This is a genomic window from Priestia aryabhattai B8W22, assembly GCF_000956595.1.
In the GTDB taxonomy this organism is placed as follows: domain Bacteria; phylum Bacillota; class Bacilli; order Bacillales; family Bacillaceae_H; genus Priestia; species Priestia aryabhattai.
Genome location: NZ_JYOO01000003.1, coordinates 230490 through 253619 on the forward strand (window position 1 = coordinate 230490; position 23130 = coordinate 253619).

The 23130-nt window shown below is 37.9% G+C and carries 24 protein-coding genes and 1 pseudogene; 6 read left to right on the forward strand and 19 right to left on the reverse strand.

Annotation, left to right across the window (positions count from 1 at the left end; translation table 11 throughout):
- Window positions 1-210: a cysteine-rich CWC family protein gene (locus N178_RS03835; protein ID WP_045290586.1), complete on the reverse strand. Its 210-nt coding sequence runs from the start codon at window positions 208-210 to the stop codon at window positions 1-3.
- 155 nt (window positions 211-365) lie between these two features.
- Between N178_RS03835 and N178_RS03840 the strand changes: the two are divergent.
- Window positions 366-1725: pseudogene (locus tag N178_RS03840) on the forward strand (D-serine ammonia-lyase).
- A 31-nt stretch (window positions 1726-1756) separates the two neighbouring features.
- Here the strand turns inward: N178_RS03840 and N178_RS03845 are convergent.
- From N178_RS03845 to N178_RS03855, 3 genes are all read right to left on the reverse strand, one after another.
- A complete protein-coding gene (locus N178_RS03845; RefSeq protein WP_237758389.1) occupies window positions 1757-3139 on the reverse strand; it encodes a PH domain-containing protein in 1383 nt (460 codons plus the stop codon).
- Window positions 3132-3614, reverse strand: a complete 483-nt coding sequence (locus N178_RS03850; protein ID WP_029714080.1) for a PH domain-containing protein — start codon at window positions 3612-3614, stop codon at window positions 3132-3134. Before N178_RS03850 ends, N178_RS03845 begins: the two co-directional genes overlap by 8 nt.
- A gap of 142 nt (window positions 3615-3756) precedes the next feature.
- The gene (locus N178_RS03855) at window positions 3757-5088 is read right to left on the reverse strand and encodes an NAD-dependent malic enzyme (RefSeq protein ID WP_045290590.1); all 1332 of its coding nucleotides are present in this window, start codon (window positions 5086-5088) and stop codon (window positions 3757-3759) included.
- 303 nt (window positions 5089-5391) lie between these two features.
- On the opposite strand from N178_RS03855, the gene N178_RS03860 reads away from it, so the two are divergent.
- Entirely contained in the window at window positions 5392-5970 is a 579-nt protein-coding gene (locus N178_RS03860) for an LOG family protein (RefSeq protein ID WP_045290591.1), read from the forward strand.
- A 29-nt stretch (window positions 5971-5999) separates the two neighbouring features.
- Here the strand turns inward: N178_RS03860 and N178_RS03865 are convergent, their stop codons facing one another.
- Entirely contained in the window at window positions 6000-7211 is a 1212-nt protein-coding gene (locus N178_RS03865; protein ID WP_045290592.1) for a cytochrome P450, read from the reverse strand.
- 286 nt (window positions 7212-7497) lie between these two features.
- On the opposite strand from N178_RS03865, the gene N178_RS03870 reads away from it, so the two are divergent.
- Window positions 7498-8229 (forward strand): ZIP family metal transporter, encoded by a 732-nt coding sequence (locus tag N178_RS03870; protein WP_152640831.1) that lies wholly within the window; start codon window positions 7498-7500, stop codon window positions 8227-8229.
- 83 nt (window positions 8230-8312) lie between these two features.
- Window positions 8313-8858, forward strand: coding sequence for a DUF4825 domain-containing protein (locus N178_RS03875; RefSeq protein ID WP_045290595.1), 546 nt, complete (start codon window positions 8313-8315; stop codon window positions 8856-8858).
- A 374-nt stretch (window positions 8859-9232) separates the two neighbouring features.
- Here N178_RS03875 and N178_RS27415 read toward each other — a convergent pair whose 3' ends face one another.
- Both N178_RS27415 and N178_RS03885 read right to left on the reverse strand, forming a co-directional pair.
- Window positions 9233-9781 (reverse strand): GNAT family N-acetyltransferase, encoded by a 549-nt coding sequence (locus N178_RS27415; protein WP_237758390.1) that lies wholly within the window; start codon window positions 9779-9781, stop codon window positions 9233-9235.
- A gap of 140 nt (window positions 9782-9921) precedes the next feature.
- Complete coding sequence (locus N178_RS03885) at window positions 9922-11781, reverse strand: N-acetylmuramoyl-L-alanine amidase (RefSeq protein ID WP_045290596.1); 1860 nt, start codon at window positions 11779-11781, stop codon at window positions 9922-9924.
- A gap of 472 nt (window positions 11782-12253) precedes the next feature.
- Here N178_RS03885 and N178_RS03890 point away from each other — a divergent pair, with 472 nt between their 5' ends.
- Entirely contained in the window at window positions 12254-12634 is a 381-nt protein-coding gene (locus N178_RS03890; RefSeq protein ID WP_013056777.1) for a plasmid mobilization protein, read from the forward strand.
- A gap of 55 nt (window positions 12635-12689) precedes the next feature.
- Here N178_RS03890 and N178_RS03895 read toward each other — a convergent pair whose 3' ends face one another.
- The 12 genes from N178_RS03895 to N178_RS03950 all read right to left on the reverse strand — a co-directional run bounded on the left by N178_RS03895 (window position 12690) and on the right by N178_RS03950 (window position 21735).
- Complete coding sequence (locus N178_RS03895; protein ID WP_025752091.1) at window positions 12690-12869, reverse strand: DUF8096 family protein; 180 nt, start codon at window positions 12867-12869, stop codon at window positions 12690-12692.
- A gap of 99 nt (window positions 12870-12968) precedes the next feature.
- On the reverse strand, window positions 12969-13967 hold the full coding sequence (locus N178_RS03900) for an N-acetylmuramoyl-L-alanine amidase family protein (RefSeq protein WP_045290597.1): 999 nt from the start codon (window positions 13965-13967) through the stop codon (window positions 12969-12971).
- 96 nt (window positions 13968-14063) lie between these two features.
- On the reverse strand, window positions 14064-14567 hold the full coding sequence (locus tag N178_RS03905; protein WP_237758391.1) for a hypothetical protein: 504 nt from the start codon (window positions 14565-14567) through the stop codon (window positions 14064-14066).
- A 416-nt stretch (window positions 14568-14983) separates the two neighbouring features.
- Window positions 14984-16306, reverse strand: coding sequence for an LLM class flavin-dependent oxidoreductase (locus N178_RS03910; RefSeq protein WP_045290601.1), 1323 nt, complete (start codon window positions 16304-16306; stop codon window positions 14984-14986).
- 1 nt (window position 16307) lies between these two features.
- Complete coding sequence (locus N178_RS03915) at window positions 16308-17030, reverse strand: riboflavin kinase (RefSeq protein WP_045290603.1); 723 nt, start codon at window positions 17028-17030, stop codon at window positions 16308-16310.
- Between the two features lie 165 nt (window positions 17031-17195).
- On the reverse strand, window positions 17196-17969 hold the full coding sequence (locus tag N178_RS03920) for an amino acid ABC transporter ATP-binding protein (RefSeq protein WP_045290606.1): 774 nt from the start codon (window positions 17967-17969) through the stop codon (window positions 17196-17198).
- A complete protein-coding gene (locus N178_RS03925; protein WP_045290608.1) occupies window positions 17966-18676 on the reverse strand; it encodes an amino acid ABC transporter permease in 711 nt (236 codons plus the stop codon). Before N178_RS03925 ends, N178_RS03920 begins: the two co-directional genes overlap by 4 nt.
- A 27-nt stretch (window positions 18677-18703) precedes the next feature.
- Window positions 18704-19402, reverse strand: coding sequence for an amino acid ABC transporter permease (locus tag N178_RS03930; protein ID WP_045290610.1), 699 nt, complete (start codon window positions 19400-19402; stop codon window positions 18704-18706).
- 74 nt (window positions 19403-19476) lie between these two features.
- Complete coding sequence (locus tag N178_RS03935; RefSeq protein ID WP_045290611.1) at window positions 19477-20298, reverse strand: amino acid ABC transporter substrate-binding protein; 822 nt, start codon at window positions 20296-20298, stop codon at window positions 19477-19479.
- A 69-nt stretch (window positions 20299-20367) separates the two neighbouring features.
- Window positions 20368-20634: a glutaredoxin family protein gene (locus N178_RS03940; RefSeq protein ID WP_045290612.1), complete on the reverse strand. Its 267-nt coding sequence runs from the start codon at window positions 20632-20634 to the stop codon at window positions 20368-20370.
- Between the two features lie 26 nt (window positions 20635-20660).
- The gene (locus N178_RS03945; RefSeq protein ID WP_045290613.1) at window positions 20661-21194 is read right to left on the reverse strand and encodes a GNAT family N-acetyltransferase; all 534 of its coding nucleotides are present in this window, start codon (window positions 21192-21194) and stop codon (window positions 20661-20663) included.
- Between the two features lie 10 nt (window positions 21195-21204).
- Window positions 21205-21735: a hypothetical protein gene (locus N178_RS03950; protein WP_045290614.1), complete on the reverse strand. Its 531-nt coding sequence runs from the start codon at window positions 21733-21735 to the stop codon at window positions 21205-21207.
- Window positions 21736-22063: 328 nt separating this feature from the next.
- On the opposite strand from N178_RS03950, the gene N178_RS03955 reads away from it, so the two are divergent.
- Window positions 22064-23089 carry an LLM class flavin-dependent oxidoreductase gene (locus N178_RS03955; protein ID WP_045290616.1) on the forward strand — a complete coding sequence of 342 codons (1026 nt, stop codon included), beginning with the start codon at window positions 22064-22066 and terminating at the stop codon, window positions 23087-23089.
- Window positions 23090-23130: the final 41 nt, after the last annotated feature.

The window sequence follows — 23130 nt, forward strand, 5'->3', positions numbered from 1 at the left end:
TTAATCCCTACCTTCTTTCTTCTGTCTCCCAACGCATTTGACGCATACACACGCTTTTCCTCTGCTGTCTAAAGGAATTTGTTTAAACAGATCATGGGTAAAAACTTTCTGCATACACCAACACTTTTCTATTTCTCTGCCTTGTACAGAAGCACAGTTATTTCTCTCTCCGCAGATAGGACATGTGCTATCATCACCTGAAAATGCCATAAATTCCTCTCCTTTTTTCTATGCAGTTGTATAGGTTATCCCTATTAGTATACAAGAGGTAGTTAAAATGCGCTTTTTGATATTTTCGTTTTCAACTTCTTCTATTCTTGATATTATACATATAAAGGAAATAACATATCGCGAAAGGAGCCTTTATGACGACACATTTATTTCACCAAAAACCCCTTGCTACATGGATGCATGAATATCCTTTACTAACACCTTTAATCAATAAACAGGAAATACTTTGGATAAATCCTTATATAAAACCTGCTCAAGAAGCACTTTCTTCTCTTTCTTTACATCCCAAAGATATAAAAGAGGCAAAAGAGCGACTTTCTCGCTTTTCTTCTTTTCTTCAAATCGCTTTTCCGGAGCTGAAAGCATCAAAAGGAATCATTGAATCACCTCTTCAAGAAATTGCATACATGAAAGACTATTTAAATCAACAAATGAATAATAAGCTGCAAGGAAAATTATTGATGAAATGCGATCACGATCTTCCCATATCAGGTTCTATTAAAGCAAGAGGCGGCATTTATGAAGTATTAAAGTTTGCTGAAAGTCTTGCTATCAAAAAAGGACTGCTTACCGAGGAAGACAGCTACGCTCTTCTAGCTGAAGAACGATGTAAAAAGTTATTTTCTTCTTATTCTATTTCAGTAGGATCTACCGGTAATTTAGGTTTAAGCATTGGTATTATGAGCGCTACTCTCGGCTTTAATGTCACCGTCCATATGTCAGCGGACGCTAAAAAAATGGAAAAAAGATCTACTTCGTTCTAAAAGTGTAACCGTTATTGAATATCAGTCTGACTACGGAAAAGCCGTGGAAGAAGGACGAAAGCAAGCCGAAGCAGACCCCGCCTGTCATTTTATTGACGATGAGCAGTCTAGAGATTTATTTCTTGGTTATTCCGTTGCGGCTTTACGTTTGAAAAAGCAGCTAGCCGAGCAGCAAATTCAAGTAGACGCCGAACACCCTTTGTTTGTCTATTTACCTTGCGGAGTAGGCGGAGGTCCTGGCGGTATTACGTTTGGATTAAAAGCAATCTACGGTGATCACGTTCACTGCTTTTTTGCTGAACCTACTCACTCCCCTTGCATGCTGCTTGGATTAATGACCGAGCTGCATGATGGCATTTCCGTTACGGATATTGGACTTGATAACGTAACAGCTGCCGATGGACTAGCTGTAGGAAGGCCATCTAGCTTTGTAGGCGAAACGATAAAATCGCTTATTAGCGGAATTTATACTGTAGAAGATGATCAGCTTTTCCGATTTATTTATGAGCTAGCCAATCGTCAAAATATGTATATAGAACCTTCAGCAGCGGCTGGTTTACAAGGACCTCTTCACCTGATGGAAAGCGGGTCTTCATATATACAAGCGCAAGCACTAAAAAGCGATATGTCAAAAGCTACTCACCTTGTCTGGTCAACTGGAGGCAGTATGGTGCCAGTTGAAGTGATGAATAGCTATTACGAGCAAGGAAAAAATTTAATGAATAGATAACGTTAAAAGGCATGGAGAACAATGATGTTCTTCATGCCTTTTTAGAAGAAGTAGCTTGCAGAAAGATAGGATACCAAATTTCAAAGGGAAAATATCCCGACTTATAGCTGCCGCTTGTACCCATAGTTGAAATTTTTATTTTCCTGTATCCTTTTTTCCATAGAAAGGTACCTGCAAACACCTCGATTTGTTCCACTTTCTTTCTTCTAATAATCGTTGTTTTTCGTGTTAAAAACTGCGAGCGAATACTGACAAATACCTCGTCCATCATTAAGCCGCCTTGGCGATATCCTAACCACTGAATAAGTACGTACACAAGGGATAGCACGGCAATAACCCACACGAACATTGATTTCCAAAAGCTGATGCCAATCCCTGCCGCTGCAAGTAACAAGAGCGGTAATAATAATGGGTACCATGCATATTGAATAGCTGTATTTCTTGGACACTTTATATATTCATAGTGCGGGACATATACGTTCATTAATGCTGAAATCTCTTTTTGCTGGATAAACGGGTGTAAATAGACCTTTTCTTTTAAATCAGAGGTTACGACGTTTAACGAAACGGAAGACCATCCAAATAAGCGTCGAACCAACCCTTCTTCTATCGTAACAGCCTGTATTTTATGAAAAGGAATCGTAAGGGATTTCTTATTTAACAGTCCGTATTTAATATGTAGATAATGATCGTAGCGTTCCACTGTAAAACCGCCAAAGCGTATCACATATAAAACGATAGACAGCAAATAAGCAAGCACCACAATTACAGCCACTAATACAAATAAACCAAGCATCGATTGATGAATCACTTCTTCGTAAGCTGTCTTCACCCAGCGGTTGATATACGTATCAATATACTGATAGAGAAAACCAAGAGCAGCAAATATATAGCCAAAATTTCCGGAAAACGCAGCAGCTAACGCCAGCTGTTTCACCGACACTTTCATCATACATTCAGGACTTTTTTCTCTTATTTCCGGCTGACTTCCTGACAGCTTTAACGTATCTTTAAGATGGTGCGCTTCTTTTAGTGAAATACCAGATAAATCAATTTCAGCATCCGTACCGCTGCTGGCCGTGTCAATACGAAGCCGGGCTAAGCAAAGAATTCTAAAAACAAACGGCTGATCTAACTGAATCGATTGAATGCGATTTCGTTGAATAAATCGTTTTTCTTTTTTAAAAATTCCTTTATAAAGACGCACTTCCGTTTCCGTTACTTCATAACGAAATTCCCTCCAAGTAAAAAAAGCAAATAAAGCGACTACGCCTCCCGCTAATAGCGTTGCCCACCAATATGTAAACAACAGGTGCCGATTGACAATAAATACAAATACAAAAGGCAGGATATTATTTTTTACATGTTCAATAAATGCAATTGCAATATATAGCGGATGCAGCCGCTTACTCATCTTCATCATCTACCTCTGCTAGTCTAGCAATATACTCCCGCAGTGCTTCAGCATCTCTTTGCCCGAGTGCAGGAATTTCGACACTTCCAGCTGCTGTGATGATTTTAACAGATGCCAAGTCAAATTTTCGAAAAATCGGCCCTGTCAACGTTTCAACGTGCTGCACTTTCACAAGCGGAATTTTCGTATGATACCAGATGAATAGCCCTCTTTGTACATCAATTTGAGTATCTGTTACTTCATATGAATATACATTCATATATACATTTGGAGCTATAATTGTATATATGATAAAGCTCACGACTAATAGTCCAGCTGATATCCATCCAATAATTGACCACCAATCAAAAAAATGAACGAGTAGAAAATAACCCGCTGTTGCCAGAAGCCACAGGCTATGCGTAAAAATAGATTGCCAGCGCATCGCTTTTTTAGCCTCGAGAGGCAATTTGCCCTTTAAATGTTCAAACTCCATAAAAACTCCTTTCTCTACCTTTTTTACTATTTCTATTACTATATTACGTTAAAAAAGGAAAAAAGTTTCATAGTTTGCTATTTTCTTATTATTTTTTGATAAAAAACAAACAAGACTGCCTATTTCGAGGCAGCCTTGTTTGTTATCGATAAACGCCGTCTTTCTCTCCGTGTACAACAGCCGCTCTTTCAACTGCTTCAGATACTGCTTCATGTACAGCTAGATTAAGAGGATGAGGAACTAAATCGCCTGGACGCGTTGAATTCGCAATGGCTTCAGCTGCAGCTACAAGCATCGTATGTGTAATATCACGCACCCCCGCATTTAACACTCCTCTGAAAATACCTGGGAAGCCGAGTACATTATTCACTGACCTGCCGTCAGTAGCATAAATAGCTCCTGCTTCAAGAGCATCTTCAGGTTCAATTTCTGGCTTTGGGTTAGAAAGTGCTAGAATGATTTGCCCTTTTCGGATCCATTCTTTTTGGATTAAGCCAGGTACACCTGTTGTCGCAACAACAATATCACAGTTCTCCATAAGCTCTTCTAATGAATCCGCTACTTTTCCACCGTAGCTGACTAAGCGCTCATTCGCTTCAGGAGACTTATCAGCTCCTATCACCTGTTTGACACCGTACGCCATGAACATTCTGCAAGTAGCGATACCGGCAGCTCCTAAGCCAATCTGCCCTACTTTTGCTTCTTTCAAATTCACACCTGTGCTGCGACAAGCTGAGATAGCTGCTGCTAGCGTCACAACTGCTGTTCCATGTTGATCATCATGCATAACTGGAATATCGAGCTCTTCTTTTAAACGTTCTTCAATTTCAAAGCAGTGAGGCGACCCTATATCTTCTAGTAAAATACCGCCAAATCCCGGTGAAATATTTTTAACTGTTTGAATAATTTCTTCCGGCTCATTTACATTTAGCAAAATAGGGATAGCGTTTACATTAGCAAGCTGATCAAATAACGCAGCTTTTCCTTCCATAACGGGCATTCCTGCAACTGGACCAATATTTCCTAATCCTAATATAGCGGTGCCATCCGTTACAATCGCAACCGTATTTCCAATGCTCGTATAAATCTTAGCTTTGTCGGGCTGTTCTTGAATAGCACGGCAAACGTTTGCTACACCTGGTGTATACACTCTTCTTAAGTCAGCGATCGATTCAATTTTCATTTTGCTTTTCATTTGAATTTTACCGCCTTCATGCGCATGAAGAACTTCATCGGATACTGTATGTAAAGTAATGCCTTCTAAACTGCGAACCGCTTCAAGCAATTCCTCAAGCTGGTCTTCACTTTCTACTTGAACCGTAATGCTTCTCATGGTGTAGTTATGTCCTACTTTAACGGTTTCAACCTCGCCAATGTCTCCTCCAACATTTCCGATAGCTGTTGCTACTCTTCCTAAGTTTCCCGGTACAGTCGGTGTTTGTACCATTAATGTGCGTATTAAATTATTCATCATATTCCGATATCCCCCTTGTCCTAATCCTGCAAGTACGTATGCTTACTAAATGAAGCGTTTAAAACGGTCTAATCCTCATAAGTTCATGTTATCTACTTATCTTACAAGTAGATCTATGCGTACTCTCTTTTCCATCAAAAGAAATAGATAACGCTTTCAAACAGATGTTTCGCTTTGATTATAAGCAAAGTTTTTAGAATAATCAAGCGATGGCATTGTGAAAATTCATAAATTATTAAGAAGGAATTTGTTCTTCATAAACAGAAAAGACTTATATAGAAAAGAAACAAAGGAGTGAAGCAATTGAAATCAATTTGTGTGTTTGCAGGAGCAAGCGCTGGAATAAAAACAGAATATAAAGAGGCCGCCGTCTCGCTAGGACGCTACATGGCCCAAAAAAACTACCGGCTGATTTACGGAGGCTCACGAATGGGTCTGATGGGAGAAGTTGCAAATGAAATGCTTCAGCATGGAGGCGAAGTCATTGGTATTATGCCCCGCGGTTTGTTTAGCGGTGAAATTGTTCATACCGCGCTGACAGAACTCATCGAAGTAGAGAGCATGCATGAGAGAAAAGCAACTATGCACGAGTTAGCTGATGCTTACATTGCACTTCCTGGAGGTTTCGGAACATTTGAAGAGTTATTTGAAGCTCTTTGCTGGGCTCAAATTGGTATACATAAAAAACCAGTAGGGTTATTAAATGTGAACGGCTACTACAACCCGCTTATGCAAATGGTTCAGCATGCCGTAGATGAAGGATTTTCTACGGATTCTGCTATTCGTCTAATCAACATTTCTGATACTCCCGAACAGCTCATCTCTTCAATGGACACCTACACGTCTCCTTCAGAGGATCAAAAATGGAACACTGAAAGCTAAAAAGCAAGCGCATCATTTGCGCTCGCTTTTCAGATGTTATTAAAAGTAATTTCGTATTTTTTTACACCAAAAACAAAAGGGCTATCTATTGGCTTTAAATACTGATTCTGAACTTTGGAAAATTCCCCTTTTTCTAGTAATTTAGCAAAGGCAATTTTCCCTTCCATTCTTGCTAGCGGTGCTCCTAAGCAAAAATGGATGCCAAATCCAAAGCTTACATGAGGATTCGCTTTACGATGTACGACAAAAGTGTTAGACCTTTCAAACTTAGCTGAATCTCTATTTGCACTTGCTGCCCAGCTAATTACCTGCTGCCCCTTTTTAATTTTACACTCTCCAAGTTCTACATCTTCAGCGGCTATGCGTCCAATCGCTTGAATAGGAGGATAATAACGAAGCGTTTCTTCCACGAGATTCGGAACTAGCGATATATCTTGACGAACTTCATTCTGCACGTCTACGTCTTCTGTCATATACCGGACTCCGTTCGTAATTAAGTTTGTTGTTGTTTCATTGCCTGCTACTAGCAATAGAATACAAAACCCCAGTACTTCCTCTTCTGTTAAATGTTCGCCGTCAATTTCTGCTTCTAAAAGCAGCGAAATAAGATCTTCTTGTTTATTTTTCTGACGCTCGGCGATAATTTCTTTAAAATACCCTTGTAAAAAAAGCACACCGTCATTACGCTTTTGCATCATTTTCGCAAAGGCTTCGTCTGAATTATCTTCAGCACCGCTCACTAAATCATCGGAGTACTTTTTAAACAGTGCTCGGTCTTTTATTGGTACTCCCAGTAGCTCTGCTATTACAATAATCGGCAGTGGTCCAGCAAAGTCTTCTACTATATCAAACTTTTTTTTGCTGCTTACTTCATCTAATAAATAATCTGCAATCTCTTCAATATGACCCTCCAAGTGCTGAATAGCTCTTGGCGTAAAAGCTTTGTTTACTAAGTTTCGTAACTTTGTATGTTTTGGAGGATCCATCATTAAGATACTTTCTTGGCGTTCTTCCATTGCTCGTTTGGATGAAAAAAGCGACGGGTTTTTTAAAATATACTTTACTGTTTCATAATCAAATACATCCCAGCAGTTTCGGCTTTCATCGTAACGAATAGGTGCTTCTTGACGCAGGCTATTATAAATATCAAATGGGTAAAGCTGCTGTTCAACGGATTTAATTTCTTGCATAGGAATTAAATTAGCATAACGATTTTCTCTTTTCACTGCTTTTGGATTCATCTCGTCTTCCTTCTTTCGTTTAAAAGTAAAACTCGGTAAGGTTTTTAATCGCCTATGGATAAAAGAATTTTTTTCCATCTTTTATCTTTTGATAAGCCTATCACAAGGTTTTTTCACTTTCAACGGACATAATCAGAAAATTTTGTCAATTATACCAAAGACGTATTTTTATTCAAGGTCTAAATAAGTGATTTTTCCCCATTTTTTTAGTTCATTTATCTTGTTTCATAATAATCATAGAGATGGTTACACTACAAGTAAGTACGTAAGAAAGTAGGGATCTCATGTGATGGATGCCCTTATGTGGGGTGGTGTCTCAGGCTCAGCTGTACTAATTGGCGCCATTATAGCTATTTTTGTACCTTTAAAAAAACAGTTGACTGCTTATATTATGGCTTTTGGCACGGGCGTTTTGTTAGGAGCTGCTGCTTACGAGCTTATTCAAGATTCAGTAAAAGAAGCGGGAATTATTGCTTCTTCTTCAGGCTTCTTAACGGGTGCAGGACTCTTTACTCTTCTTGACATGACCTTAGCTAAAAAAGGCGCTCACAAAAGAAAACGTTCTAACCACCTTGTGCCCTCCAGCTCGGGACTAGCCATTTTTATTGGTACCATTATGGATGCTATACCTGAGTCACTAATGATTGGCGCAAGTTTGATTGAACAGCATCACGTTAGCTGGCTGCTTGTTGTCTCTATTTTTATCAGTAATATACCGGAAGGAATCTCCGGGACAAGCGGACTACTAAAAAGCCAATACAGCCAAAAGAAAATTTTTTCATTATGGCTTTCAGTTTTTTTTATATCAGCTCTTTGCTCTTGGATTGGATACTTATTTCTTCAAGACGCTACCCCAAACATGATGGGTTTTATTGCATCATTCGCCGGGGGTGGAATTGTGGCAATGGTTGCTTCTACGATGTTGCCGGAAGCTTTTGAAGAAGGTGGTCCTGTTATTGGTTTTATTGCTTCATTAGGGTTATTAACTTCTATTATTTTGGATTATCTGTCTTTTTAATGAATAAACTTATATTTTGTATGAAACAAAATATATAGGTCTTTCGTCTTTACAAGTAGATATAAACAAAAGGAGTTACCATTATGAAAAAAACATATGTTTCTCTTACACTTTGTACAGTGTTCACTTGGCTATCAGGGTGTGCCTATGCACCTCATAATAATCTGTCTGCCGAAAGAGTCTCTGCTTCTTCTATTCATCGTACTTCTTCTTTAGAACGTGATACTTCAATAGAAGAAATTACAAATAAACTTCCAGGACACGTTTATTTAAAAGGTATAACTTTTCAAAATGCGCAAAAACCTTACTACTTAGCAATTAACTACGCTGCAACAGGTAATCAGCATACGTTTGAAAAAAGCTGGACGTCTGTTAAAACCAAACGTACACTTTTACATAACGCAACCATTTTACTTTCTGCCGTACAAAATGTCGACAGCGTTCACTTTACTATTAATACGACTATTCCTCAGACAATCACAATTACTCGAAAAGAGTTAACCGACTTCTACGGAACAGATCTGCGGAATTATAATGACGGGAATCAAGTATGGAAAACAAAATATGAAAGGCAGCAAGAAAAAATCGAGAAATTTTATGATGCACATCCAATTACAGAAATGCAATAAAAGCGGCCGGTGGCCGCTTTTTAAAGTTGTTTTTTCATAAACACCTGCTCAAGTTTGATTCCTTCATCTGTATATAAATCTTGAAAGCCAAATAATTTTAACATTTTCACGAGTAAGCTATTCCTTTTTTCAGGTAGATTATATGTATTGTAAGCAATTGGCCCATACATATTAAAAATGGATATCAATAAAAAGTTTAGAACTTCCTCGGAATTTGAGATATGTTCCTTAACGCTTCCTTGATAAAAAGTAACGGAATTCACAATGCCTATGGAAGAAAAGTTCTTTTGAAATAATAGATAGCCAACTTCTTCGTTTTTTTCATTCAACGCAATAAACGATTCTCCATCACGAATACAGTCAAATTGATTTTTCTACGGAACGTCGTATGTATAAAAGGATAGGTTCTGAATATCTTTTACAACTCTTCGTTTTAGCGAATACGTAAACGAATTTTTCTTTTCAAGTAAAGAAGCGCGAAAACTTCCTCTATGTTTTAGAAATAAAAGCGCATCTACAATCTCATATCCGTATTTTTGATAAAGGTAAATGGCTTTTTCATTCACTTTAAATGCTTCCAGACTGGCTTCCACTACTCCTTGCTGTTGATATCTCTCAAGTGTGGCTTTTAGCAAGGCTTCACCAATCCCCATTTTTCGGTAAGGTAAAGCTACGCTTGTACCTCCATTCCAAGCGTGTTTTTTTCCTTTGACTCTTTTTATTCCATTTAACATAATTCCAGCTGGTGTGTCATTATAAAAAGCGACAAAAGAATGATCGACAGATAGCTGATCCAAACCAAACCTACAAATGAATTGATCTAGTGACATCTCAAGTGGAAGATAATAATCTTCAAAACCTTTATTAAATGCTTGTAGCGCATCGGAAAAAGAACACTGGCTTAGGGGCTTAATTATAATCACAGGACATTCCTTCCTTTTTTAAAAAGATCATAAGCTAAAAAAGTATCAATAACATTCTAAATTTTTTTGGTTTTTAAAAGAAAAGAAAGAGACATATCCTTTATACACCCTGTCTCTTCCTTTTTTGTTACCACTCTATTCTATTGTCTTTTAACCTCTACATCCGAAGCTTTTACAAACGCATAGCGGTGATTAAAATAAATTTGATAATATTCATCTTTTCCAACAATCATTTTGTGATCGTTTGGATTTGTTGTAAAATTGGGTGCATAGTAATAGTCACTCTTTACTTTTTCTACCCCTACGTACACCTGATCCGGAGAGATTGTATACTGAAGTGGGACCATGTCTTTAACCGGGATATCAGAAGGATAAGCCGAAGCTTCCGGGAAAGCTCCTCCGTACACTTGAATGCTTTCTTTTCCTGCTTTTGGCGTTAATAATATGCCCGTACCTTTACTCGTATTTTGATTATGCGGATTATAAAACCACGCTTTTTGTCCTCCGTACCAAATTGCTGTCCATTCTCCTTTTGTCTCAGCCACTGCATACGTTTGTCCAGTTACAGCTTTGCTTCCCCAGTCTAACGTTTGTTTCGTTCCTGGCCCTGAAGCTGCAGGCTCATTCAGTAGCGGCGAATCATTGCTAGGAGCTTGATGCAAATACACAAAGTTGGCCGGCTGCTTTGGTGCATCTGATACCTCCGGCTGATTGTTTTTAAAGACGGGATTAATTGTAACGGCTAGTTTGTTTGTATGCTGGCGCTCGACTGGGCTTCCTACTAAATCCATATAGTGCCCCCAATCCCAAAACGGCCCAGGATCTGAATGCATACCTGATTGAGCCTTAGGAGACAAACCCGGTACCTCGTCATGACCGATAATATGAGCTCGGTCTAATGGAATATTATATTCTTTGGCAAGGTGGCGTACGAGTCTTGCTGAAGAACGGTACATTTCTTCTGTAAACCACGTGGATCCTTCAAGGGCGAACCCTTCATGTTCAATTCCAATACTGTGCGTATTAAAATACCAGTTTCCTGCATGCCATGCTACATCTTTGTTATCAATCATCTGTGCAATGTGGCCATCACTTGAACGTATGACATAGTTTGCAGCTGCTCTATTAGGGTTAGCAAATAAATCAATCGTTCCGTCATAACTTACTTCTGTATCATGAATAACAATATAGCGAACATCTGATTTTTGACGATTTGCAAGATCATAGTTTCCGTAATCTGAAGGACTTTCGCTGAATTTCCCGTAAAAAGCAGGAATGTATTCACATTTTAAAGATGCCGGACAATCCGCTTTATTCGTATTGGAATTTTCAGCGCGAGGAATCGACATATCTATATTTTGAGGAGAAATTTTAAGATGCTGTCCGTCTGATGTTGTACGCTCTGCTCCTTTTTCCAGCGTTTCATATACATCATCGGCAAATACTTGAGCGTTTTCTTTATCCTGAGAAGAACTGTAAGCGGCGACTGCATCGTACCATTTCTGATCAGTAGACGGTACGTTTCCATTTTTGTCTTTTGCCATAAAGGCTAGTACAGCAGCTCCACCGCGAATATTTTGCACAGGATCGTTTTTTAATCTTTCTTTATCGGACTTAAGCAGCTTAGCAGCTAAGGAGAGCGTTTGCTGTTTGTCATATGCTGGTTGTGAAGACGCAGTTCCGTTTCCTTTTCCATCCTCTAAAGAAGGGATGTCTGTTAAATGCATCAGACCGTATCCGCCGGCTGCGCTAGGTTTTCCATTATGACTTTCCCAGCGCGACTTGTTGTAGGAAATTGCTTTTAAAAGCGAAGCTGGCACACCAAATTCTTTAGATGCTTGTACAAATGCCAGCTCCAAAGAATCCGACTGATTCTCTGCAGCCTGAGCGACTGCAGGCGCTTGTAGCGAATGAATAGGCGTATAAGATGTACACATGACCCCAGCCGCAAGCATAGCTCCCCCTATCTTGTTTAGTTTTAATCGTTTTTTTAGTTTCAAACGTATTCCTCCCCCGTAAAGTATGTAAATGAGGTAAATAAAGACATAATATGACTTTACCTCGTTCTCAACCATTTCGTCTTCTTTCTTTCTATTCCCTTGAGACAATAGTCTAGAAGATTCGACAGAGTTACTAGGAGGAAAGATGTGGTACGATGAAAAATTGATAAAAATCATCCCTCTTCTTTAAAGCTGCGCTATCAAAAATGCTTGAGGACAACAGCGGTACATTCATCCCTTTTGCTGCTTTATTAAAAAGGCAGCAATATTGTAGATAATGTCATTCCTTCTATAATTCAACTATTACTAAACCAAATTTCTTAATTTACCAGTTTTTTAACAGACTGTACGTTCGATATTTTAGTAACTTTTCACCATAGTTAACCATGGAAAAGGTTGCTATTATTAAAGACAAGAGAATGTTTACATATGATTGAACGCAGCAAGAACTGCTCTTGAAAGGAGATACCTTATGAGAGGACACAGCATTCCAGCAATTAAGTTAAATGAAGAAGAAAAAGAAAAACTAGAGGAACTTATTGAACACTATAATTTAAAACGAACGTCTCTCATTCGAAAATTTATTATGGATGGAAAAGTTAAGCCGCCTTTAATCGGCAAAGAAGCAGGTGTGGAACTATTAGTTAACCTGCGAAAAATTGAGTCTGAGCTAAGCCGGCTAAGCAATAATATGCATCAAATCGCAAAGTATTTACATAAACCAAAAGATAAGCAAAATCATTCACAGAACCTTGAAGAAATCCTGTTAGAAATGATGAAAAAACAAAAACATGTGCAAGAAGATGTAGAAACTATTTCAGAGCAGCTTAGCGATCATTTATACGTTAAATAGAGAAAAAACGCTCTTTTCATTTCAGAAAGAGCGTTTTTTATAAAGAAGTAGGGATTTAAATACTTTTTTTCATGCCGCACTTTGCGCATGTACGGATAAAAATAAAGTCTTTTACTAAGCTTTTAAATTTCACATGTCCACAGTTATCGCATCTGCCTGCAACTTTATCCGGAAACTCCTCATAGACATATACTTTTGTTAAGTCAATCGCTTCTTGTTGTTCTTCCATTTCCATCACACCTTTATGCATCTTTACGATTCAGCTCTTTATATTCTATCAAAAATAAGTAAAATTACTAGGGTGAAAGCTTCAAAAAACAAGCAGGTTTTTTTACTATTTTTTTATCCGTTCAGCTTTATACCACCATTTTTCTCTATCTAAAAATGCTTTTACATTCAGTATTTTTTTATCGTGAAGTGTAATGATGGCTACCGAAGCTCCTTCTTCGGAAAAGGTTGCGGCTGTTTCTAATTTTTCTTCCGTCACAAACAATTTTAATGCTTCCACATCTTCTTTTGTTAATTCCGCAGTTGTGATAGTTTCTCCTTCAATCATTGTATCTTTTTTTTCAATAAAATGTTCTCTATCAATTATCCAGGCTGCATGTGTTTCACTATAAACTTGAAAGAGGGTATTCTTTTTTAAAGAACCTGTTCTCCCTGACATATTTGCATCCTTATACGTATAGGTATCCTCGGTTGTTTTTATCCATAAAGGTTTATATAAAGAAGTAGGTTTTGAAAAACTTTCCGCGTCAGAGGCTTCCACAGACTTTGTGGCCGTAGGCTCCAAGTTTAAAAACTGCGCAATCCCTTTTGCATATGCCACCCCCATATCTTTTAGAAATTGAGGGTTTTTTAAGAGCTTTGCATCGTGTTCTGTATCAATAAACCCAATTTCAGTTAGTACAGACGGCATATATGAACGCCTTAACACACTATAATTAGCCAATTTTCTGCCTCGGTTAGAGTGGTTGTATTTGGTGAGAACAAATTTCACATGATCATGAATATCGTTTCGGAACACAATGGTTTGGTTATTTATATTTTTGCTATAAATAAAATCTTCATATCCCGTTTCGCCGCCTGAATTTATATGAATAGATAAGTATACATCAGCACCCCACGCATTGGCATTGTTGACCCGTTCATTTAATGACAAAAACACATCGGCTGTACGCGTTGTATAAAAAGAAAATCCTTGATAGTGAGTAGAAAGAAAAGAGATGATGTGCTGTTGAACAGCTAACACTACGTCTTTTTCATATAATCCGCTGGCTACAGCCCCTAGATCTGCCCCTCCGTGACCTGCATCTAAATAAATTTTTTTCATATAACCTGTCTCCTCCTTATCCGTAGCATATGCATGAATAAGCGAAGACGTTTGTTATACAAAACTACTTTTATGTATAAAACTTTTTGCTATGGCTCATTTAGAAGTCTTTACAACTGATTTACCATAGCTGGTAACATCAAAATATGTATTTGATCCATCGTCTTCATTGATCACAACATCTAAGTCATGAAAATAACGATGAAGTTCTTTTAACAGTGCTTGATCTTTCGTCTGCTCTAGCTGTCCAGCGAGCTTCTCCATATGCTCAAAGTCTTTCTTTAAAACAGAATCTTTTACTTCAATCGTCCCAATCGTATTTTTAATGGCTGTCGCTTCTTCTTGTACGGCAGACCAGTCTGGGTGCTCAATGGCACTCCACCCCGTCAAATCATTTAGTACGTCATGATGTTCAGCTATAAAATCTTTTGCCTGCTGATCGCTGCTTTCCAACTTATCAACTTTTTGTTGATTCACTTTAATGGCACTTGCTTTTATACTTTGCTGTGATAAAAAAGGAATTTTTCCGTTTTGGTACAATATCCATCCTGTCGCTCCTCCACCGACTAAAAAAACGGATAAAGATATCCAAATAATCATATGCTCCTTCTTACTTTTATGTCTTTTTTCCATTTGACTCCTTTCCGGGTATTCAAAACCCTTTAGGCCTTATGAACTGAAACGAATAACCTACAAAAAGAATTTTACCATATTTTTAATATTAAAAATATTAAAAAAGGTCGAGACATAACTAAATTAATTCAATCTAAAGACGAGCAAACGGGAAACATGAGCTCATATGGATGGCTTGTTACACGGCCGTTGATTTCCATGCAAGACTTTGCTTTCGCGGGAGTCTTCACCTTGCCCTCCAATCAACTGCTAAAGGGAATTAAACAGATGAAACCTGCGTTCACCATAACAAAAAAAACGAACTATCAATCAAAAGATTTCGATTAATAGTTCATTTTTCACTTCAGCTAAAATAATTTTTTCCCGGTATCTTTGAATCTACTTCAGTTAACTTTCACCTGTGTGTAGCGATTTTTAGGAACATTCAGCTGCAAGTTACTTCTTAACGTACTCCCTTCGTATTCTGTACGATATAAGCCTCTTTCTTGCAGTATTGGTACAACGTGTTCAACAAAGTCATCTAAGCCATGCGGAACGCTTGAATGAATAATAAAGCCGTCAGCTCCTTTTTCTTCAAACCACTGTTCCATCAAATTAGCGATATGCTCTGGCGTCCCAATAAATTGTGTTTTAGGTGTAGCAATTCGCAGCGCTGCTTCTCGGAGTGTCCACTTATATTTTTTAGCATTTTCTCTAATTTTGTCGGTTGTACTTCGGAAACTATTACTTCCTATATCCCCTAAGTCAGGAAATGCCTCCTCTAATGGAAACTGTGAAAAATCAAAATGATCGAAAAAGCGTCCTAAATAGTTTAGCGCATGTTCAATTGTTACCAATTGAGCAAGTTCTTCATATTTTCTTTCGGCTTCTTCGGTTGTACTACCAATAATAGGACCTATTCCCGGGAAAATTAAAAGTTCGTTTTCATTGCGCCCTTGCGCTGCGGCTCTTGATTTTACATCTTGGTAAAAAGCTTTTGCTTCTTCTAAATTATCTTGTCCCGTAAACACTGCGTCAGCCGTTTTTGCGGCTAGATCTTTGCCGCTTTCAGAAGAGCCTGCTTGAAACACTACGGGCTGCCCCTGAGCTGAGCGGCCAATGTTTAACGGGCCTTCTACAGAAAAAAATTCGCCTTTGTGATGCAATCGGTGCAGCTTTTTCTCCTCAAAAAATTGTCCGGTTTCTTTATTTCGAATAAAAGCATCATCTTCCCAAGAATCCCATAATCCCTTTGTTACTTCTAGAAACTCTTCAGCTATTCTATAGCGTTTGTCATGAGTGGGGTGCTCTTTTCCATAGTTAAGCGCAGATCCTTCTAATGGAGATGTGACAACATTCCATCCCGCTCGGCCGCTGCTAATATGATCAAGTGAAGCAAATTGTCTAGCCACCGTAAACGGTTCGCTATACGAAGTCGATAGAGTGCCGACTAAACCAATATGAGAAGTGACAGAAGCAAGTGCTGATAGAATAGTAAGAGGTTCAAAACGATTCAAAAAATGCGGAAGCGATTTTTCATTAATATATAACCCATCGGCAATGAACACTAAATCAAATTTTCCTTCTTCCGCTTTTTGAGCCTGCTGCTTGTAAAAATCGAAATTTACGCTGGCATCTGACAAAATTTCAGGGTGTCTCCACGCCCCCATATTTCCTCCGACTCCATGAATAATAGCCCCTAGCTTTAATTGTCTTTGATGTGTCATATTACCATTCTCCTTTTTCATACCCATTCATAAATTCTCGTAATTGATTGGTTAAACCGCCTGCTCCAAAGCGAAGGACTCCTTCTTTTTCTATCTTTCTTTCATTTCCTTCTTGTGCAAATTGTAAAAAAGCGATAACGTGAACTCTTCTAGGGTAAATATTTTCAATTCCTTCGTCATAAAACCATTGATCGATTGTATTGTAAATCCCTTTATTGACTCTGAATTGACTGTGGCACCAATTAAAAAACTGTAGATCAGGAAGATTTAAATACCGCGCTTGCCCTAGCTTGGAAGCTGTATGTTCACTAGATACATAGCCCATATGTTGAAATCTTTGCTTAACTTGCAGCGTATCGGCTTTAATTTGATGCTTTAAAAACTCAATAGAAGGGAACTTTTTCTCTCCTCGCACCCGAAAGATCACGTCGCATTGAACTGTCTCTCCATAAATAACGTCGTTAAAATCCAAAATATGAACCTCAAATGTTTTAGATAGTTCCGATCCAAATGTCGGCTTAACGCCTACATTCATAACTCCTATATGTTCAAGTCCCCGCAGATGAACGAGGACACCATACACGCCATTTTTTAATTCCTCATGCTGAGTATCTATATTAGCTGTTGGAAAACCCAAATGTCTTCCTTGCTGCCTTCCAGGTACAACCAGGCCTTTTATAATAAGTTTTTTGCTTGTTTTAGCTTTTAATGCTCCTCTATTCACTACGTTCACCCTTCTTCCCTTAAGTCTAGTTAAAAATAAAAGGTTCTTTGCACAATGCGTGACATTGTGCAAAGAACCTCTAGTGATCTAGTCGGTTTGTTTAATTTGATGATTTTATCATATACTTATTATTCCTATGAGTCAAGTAGGTTTTAAATTAAAATATTAGATTGTTTTTTCATAAACATAAGAGTAAGGAGAATGTGTTGGGTTAATACGCTTGAAAAATTGCTTTGTTCGATCTTCTTTTGGATTTAAAAATATTTCATCAGGATGACCTTGTTCGACAATTTTGCCTCCGTCCATAAACACAACGTGATTAGAGACTTCACGGGCAAAGCTCATTTCGTGCGTAACAATAATCATCGTAATTCCTTCTTCAGCAATTTTACGAATAACAGACAGCACTTCACCAACCAGTTCGGGGTCCAAAGCAGACGTCGGCTCATCAAATAAAATGACTTCAGGATTCAAAGCAAGCGCTCTAGCAATGCCCACTCGCTGCTGTTGACCTCCTGATAACTGACTTGGATATGCATTTGCTTTTTCAACAAGCCCAACTTTTTCAAGAACGTCTAAACTGCGTTGTTTCGCTTCTTCCTTTGGCAGCTTTTGAACAATAACTAGCCCCTCCATAATATTTTCAATAACGGTTTTGTGTTTGAACAAATTGTATTGCTGAAAAACCATCGTTGTTTTTTGGCGAAGAGTTAAAATGTCTTTGCGGTTTGGCTTTTGGCACTGCACCGTAAATTGATCAATCGAAACTTCTCCTTCATCTGCTTTTTCTAAGAAATTAATGCAGCGTAGAAACGTAGTCTTTCCAGAGCCACTCGGCCCTAAAATGGTTACAACATCCCCTTTTTTAACAATTAAATCAATACCGTCCAATACTGTGTGTTGACCAAATGTTTTTTTAATATTTGTTAATGTAATCATACAACCCCTCCTCGATTATAAACCGTTAACTTTCGTTCAAGCAGCGCCGTTATTCCTTCTATTAACATCGTCAGCATCCAATAAATAAGGGCGGCAGCAATATAGGCTTCCAGAAACTTAAGATTATTTGAAGCTACGATATTAGCTGCACCGTTTAACTCTTTTTGCGAGACGATGAATGCGATAGAAGACGTATGCAAAAAGCCGATGAAGATATTACATAAATTCGGTAAAGACAAAGCAAACGCCTGTGGAAAAACAATTCTTTTCATCGATTGAAAACGATTCATTCCAATGGAATACGCACCCTCAATTTGTCCTTTTTCTACAGCTAACAAACCAGAGCGAATGATCTCTGACATATAAGCTCCCGCTGTAAAAGACAAAGCGATTAATACAAATACGACAATAGGAATGCTGTTTGCATTGAAGCCCCATCCATAGTAGCTCGATAATTTATTAATAAATAGCGGGAACCCTAGGTAAATAACCATAATATGAAGAATAGCAGGCGTTCCTCGGAAAAATGATACGTATACGTTAGCAATAGGCGTTATTATTTTCACTGAATTAATTCTTACAGCCGCAACAGCAATACCAATAAGCAATCCGCCTAGTAATGGACCGATGGTAATAAGGAGTGTTAAAGGTAATGCCTTCAAAATTTCTACAAATGCCGTCCATATAAACGGTACGTCAATAATCATGTTTACACCTCTTTTAGTAAGCTCGTTTTATACATGAACAGGCTGATCGTGTTTTTGCAGCTTCTGTTCGGATTTCATAAAAAATTTCTCTAATATAATGGCTACAAAATAATAAATAATGGCAAGTGCAATATATACTTCAACTGCATGAGCCGTTGCAGCGATAATGGTATCTCCTCTTCCCATCATATCCATCACACCAATGGTAAAGGCTAAAGACGTATCTTTTAAGGACCCAATCACAAGGTTTCCAAAGTTAGGAAAGGCTACAACGAGAGCTTGCGGCAGCACAATTCGAGTGAACGTTTGTTTTCCGGTCATTCCTACACTATACGCTGCTTCAGTTTGCCCTTTATCTACACTATTAATGGCACCGCGCATCATTTCAGAAAAAGACGCCGCCGTGCTCAGTGAATACGTGATAATTACAAATACGAGCGGAACCATTCTAGAAACGTCAATATGAATCAATTGTAAAAGGGCAGGTACCCCGTAAAAAACTAAAAATAATTGAATTAAAATAGGCGTCCCCCTCATAAAAGAAATATAAACTGCTGCTAATTGACTTAACACCGGTACTTTATAAATACGAGGCAGCGCAATAAACAATCCCAAGGTACTGCCAATCAAAAGTGAAGCAATCAAAATCCAAATTGTAATATGCAAATAAGATAATAATTGAGGAATAGAGGTGAAAATCAGCTCTATATCAAATGCTTTTCCCATCTTTTTCTCTCCTTTGTTTCCCTCTGCAGGTAGCGAAAGGACCCAAGTTCAAGGCTTGGGTCACAGTAAGTGCTTTAGTTATTTCCAGCTGCTTTTGTATAATCTTCTCCTAGCCATTTTTTGCTTAATTTTGTCAATGTTCCGTCTTCTTTTATTTCTTTTAGCGCTTTATCAACATTTTTTTGTAAACCTGTTTCATTTTTTCGAAGCATAAAATATACTTTTGAATTTGAAATAGCAGGTCCTACAACTTTTTGCTCTGCGTCCGCTTGCTTATTGACAAAGTCAACTGCAAACGGCGTACTAATTGTAGCGTCCGCACGTCCTGTTTTTAGCTGCGTTTTTGCATCATCAGATCCTTGGCCTGAATAAACGATATCAATTTTATCTCCATGTTCTTTGTTATACTTATCGATTAAGTTAGCAGAGTTACTCGTTGCTCCTACAATTACCTTTTTACCGCTCAAATCTTTAATTGATTTAATCGACGTATTTTTTTCATTTACAACTACATGCAGCGGAAAGATATTATAAGGTTCTTTATTAAACAAGAACTTTTGTTTTCTTTCTTCATTCACTTCCATCTGATGGGCTACTAAATCAATTTTGTTGGATTCCAAGCTCAAAAGTAAATTAGAAAAATCCATTGTTTTAAATTCAAACTTATAGTTTGGAAGACGTTTGTCTATTTCTTTAACAAGCTCTACGTCATACCCCGTTAGATTTCCTTTGTCATCAAGAAAGCAAATGTTCGGAAATTGCGTACCCGTTCCTACAATAATTTTTTGCACTTTGTCTTTGCTTGCGTTAGCTGCTGTTTCTTTATTGGGTGTTCCGCAAGCGGCTAATAATAAAAGAAGTGATAAAAAGATAGCTGTCAGCTGTAGCTTTTTCATGTGTTTTGTCCCTCACTATGTCTCAAAATAATTTATTGTTTTAACGAATTAATAAAATGGATGTTGCAGCTATTTAACGATTGGTGAATAGTCTTTAATCAACTTTTCTATTTGTTCATAATCTTTTTCAATTACTCCTTTAAACTGCCCCTCGTCTCCAATTTCAACGACCGGTACATAGCGAATACCGTATTTAATTTCAAGTAAATCCCGCAAATAATCTTTTCCTTCTACATCGATACTTTCATATTGATATCCTTTCTCATAAAAATATGCTTTTAGTTCCTCGCAATGATGACAACCTTTTCGATTCCATAATAAAATTTTTACTGACATGGTTTCTCCTCTTTTCTTTTAAATGATTAATTAGCTTGTTTTAACTCCTTATGTTTTTCTAACTCATATCTTTCGGGATGTAAGATCTTCCTTAAGAATACGCCTTTTCCTTCTTTTCCTTCTTCTCCTTGATCGACTTCAAAAAAGCGTTCATACCCTTTTCTTTCATACATAGGAATCAACCATGGGTGTCGGTCAGAAGTAGCTAATGTAACAGCAGGAGCCCCCAGTTGATCTCGAATAATGGTTTCTTCAACCCACGTTAAGAGTTTAGAACCTACTCCTTTCTTTTTAACCAATGGATCTACAGCAAACCACCATAAGAAAGGCCAGTTCGTTATTTCTTTATACGTTCTTGCTGTAATCGTAGCTACGATTTTTTCATCACTTTCCAGCACATAGCAGCGGCTGTTTTGAATGTTTTCTTTTACAAGTTCAATCGTTGCCGTTGCGGCAGGAAACTTAATTCCTAGCTTTCGAATCGGCTCGTATGCTCGAAGCGTTAAATCCAACAGTTCTTTAGCATCTTCTACGGTTGCTAATCGAAATAATTCACTCATTTTCTTCACCTCATTTTATAAATGTTTGAAGAGATAGATCGGCTTTATAAATCAGCTCATCCACAGCTTCCTTTAAACGACTTTTGGCATTCGCATTGTTGATGCCTGTAAAAGAGACGTATTCATGCAGCAAAAAAAGACTGCTGAGCCAATAAGGTCTACCTAAAAAAGACGCTAAAAGTTTTAAATCATACTTGGCTTTTAGTAAAGAATTCACATTTTCACCAATAAGAATTGGCAGAAGTATTTTTTTATGCAATAAATCTTCCGGCACTATTTTTGTTAGCTGTTCAAAAGACTGTACGTATGTTTCATTTACTCCAGATAACAGAACGACAATACTTTTAGCTTGGTTCACTTTTGAGATAAATGCCTTTACTTCTTTCTGTGTTTCCTGCTTCAAAGCGTGTACATCATGATACAAAATAGTTTCTGCGTCCACTCCTTTTGAGGTTAAGCAAGCTTCTAGCTCACCTTTCACTGAGGCTATTTGTTGATAATTATGAGAGCTTCCGTTATATAAAATACATACATCGCTCACTTTCTTCCCCTCCTTTTTACAGCAAAAAGGCTCCTGGAGTTTCCTCAGGAGCCTTTGGTAGACCAATCAGCTTTAACTGTTTCTTTGATAAAACCGGAGAATGAAGTGAAGTGTCTTTGAAACATACTCACTTAATTCTTATTTATCCAAGTTGTTTTATCGGTTTTTCTGTTTGATGATTCAACTATATAGCCTCAAAATGGCAAAGTCAACTTATTTTTCAAAAAATATTTTTCTTTTAAAAAAACTCTTTCCATCTGGAAAATCCTTTGCTAAAATTAATTCCAATTATTCTTACCTTTTTTATCAACTTTAAGGAGTGTTTTCAGTGAAATTAAGTATTTTAGATCAAAGCCCACGTTACGAAGGTGAGCGTGCTGAAGATGCATTTCAGCATACTATACAATTAGCTCAGCTAGCAGAAGAACTTGGCTACCACCGCTTTTGGGTAGCGGAGCATCATGACTCTGAACATGTTGTAGGATCATCACCTGAAGTGTTAATTTCTCACCTACTCGCTAAAACGAATCATATCCGTATCGGCTCAGGCGGTGTTATGCTTCAGCACTACAGCCCTTATAAAGTAGCAGAAAATTTTAATGTTTTAGCCTCATTATCTCCAAATCGCATCGATCTTGGAATCGGTAGAGCACCAGGAGGACTACCTCATTCTACTCAAGCCTTGCAACAAAACTCTCAGCCCACTAAGTCCTTAACAGACAAACTGATAGAACTTAAACAATACCTAAACGATACGCTGCCAAAAGATCACCCTCTTTACGGTTTAAAAGCCTATCCAAGGCCGGAAAAATCAGCAGATATATTTTTACTGGGAGCAAGTGCTTCAAGCGCAGAGCTTGCGGGTTCATTAAACCTTCCTTATGTATTTGCTCAATTCATTAATGGTGATCAAAAAGTGCTAGAAGAAGCGATTTCTGTCTATAATCAGCACGTTTCATCCCATGCACGCTCGCTTGTCGTTGCGCTTTCCGTCATCGTAGCGGACACCGTAGAAGAAGCAAAAACATTAGCATCCAGCACAAAAATATTTAAAGTATACTTACAAAATGGAAAGTCCGCTACACTAGGCTCCAAAGAAAAAGCGGAAGAATTTGGTCAACAGTCCAAAGAAAGCTATCGAATTGAAGAAAAAGAAGCAAACATTATATACGGTACAAAAGAAACCGTTCGTCAAAAACTGCAAGCTTTGAAACAGGCGTTTTCTATTGATGAATTTATCATACTTACTGCTATTCAAAATTTCGAACAAAAAAAGCGATCTTACACGCTCTTAAAAGAAGCTTTCAACAAAGGAAACGCCCAGAAAACGAATCAAACTCTAGCTGCTTACTAATCTAGAAGCTGGTACAAAAGAATTTTAGTCGACGTAAAAAA